This is a genomic window from Hominiventricola sp. (genome assembly GCF_057604405.1).
Map to the genome: position 1 here is coordinate 1 of NZ_DBLYVB010000102.1, position 1,198 is coordinate 1,198.

Here is a 1,198-nt window from a genome sequence, read left to right on the forward strand (position 1 = left end):
ATGTCCACTGCTTTGTAACAGCTCCACCAAAGCTGTCCATAACAGCAATCGTCAAGTATCTGAAGGGGATTACCGGCAGAAAACTGTTCGAACGTTTTCCGGAAATAAGAAACCAGCTATGGAAGGGAGAGCTGTGGAACCATTCCTATTATGTGGAAACGATCGGATCTGTATCTGAGGAAAATATCCGCCGTTATATTGAACATCAGAGCAAGTCGTATTAATTTAAAGCGGACTGTAAATACCGATCCGCGTTACTGTCTGAGGGGAGGGAGAGGGATGCTGCTGTCACACAGAACATCTGTAAAAATCCGGCCGGAATATTCCAATATCATAGGGCATATGTGTTATGCAGCTTCCAAACTCTGGAATATCTGCAATTATGAACGGCATCATTATAAAGAGCTGGGACTGGAAAAATATCCTGACTGGTATTATCAGAAAAAAACACATAAAGGCTATGGTATAAACAGCTTCCGTCACAGACAGCACAAGAGACCTGCAAGCAGCTGGATAAAGCATGGAAATCTTTTTATGTCCTGAAAAAGACCGGAGGGATCAAAGATCCAAATCCGCCCCGTTTTAAACAGGGCAATATCCCGGTTACATACATGCAGATGGGGATCCGGCATGAGAAAGGTTCAGACCAGCTGCGGCTGTCTCTGCCAAAGGATCTGAAAAGCTACATGGAAGAAACATACGGGATCCATGATAAATTTCTATATCTTGAAAATAAGATTTTCAGGAACATGGATCATATAAAGCAGCTGCGGATCTATCCACCGGAAAACGGAAAATGCGACCTTATTGTTATCTATGAGATGGAAGAGCCGGAACAGCTTTCCCAGAATGGACATTATTTATCTATTGATCCTGGACTTCATAATCTGATGACCTGTTATGATTCCGGAAATGGCCGAGCTTTTATTCTGGGAAGAAAGTATCTTTCCCTGGAAAGATATTTTCATAAAGAAATCGCCAGAGTTCAGTCTGTATGGTATGCACAGCAATCAGAAAGAGGAATAAAATATCCAAAAACATCGGAACATATCCAGCGGCTTTACAGGACAAAGCAGAATGCAGTGAAGGATTACCTACATAAAGTAACCAGATGGATCGCAGAATACTGCAGAAAAGAAGATATCCGCTGTGTAGTTGTGGGAGACATTCGAAATATCCGTAAAGAAAAAGATATGGG

General features: G+C 42.0%; 3 protein-coding genes. All 3 read left to right on the plus strand.

From position 1 onward, the window contains the following. On the plus strand, window positions 1–224 hold a 224-nt coding region (gene tnpA / locus ACZMB2_RS14335), incomplete at its 5' end, for an IS200/IS605 family transposase (protein ID WP_487597214.1). A 55-nt stretch (window positions 225–279) separates the two neighbouring features. Continuing rightward, window positions 280–543, plus strand: coding sequence for a hypothetical protein (locus tag ACZMB2_RS14340; protein ID WP_487597215.1), 264 nt, complete (start codon window positions 280–282; stop codon window positions 541–543). Further along, window positions 510–1,198, plus strand: a 689-nt coding sequence (locus ACZMB2_RS14345) for a transposase (RefSeq protein ID WP_487597216.1), incomplete at its 3' end; no start/stop codon positions are given. The genes ACZMB2_RS14340 and ACZMB2_RS14345, both read left to right, overlap by 34 nt.

Excerpts from the sequence above, each read along its gene's own strand:
- ACZMB2_RS14340 (WP_487597215.1), top strand. The coding sequence starts at position 280 with ATGCTGCTGTCACACAGAACATCTGTAAAAATCCGGCCGGAATATTCC.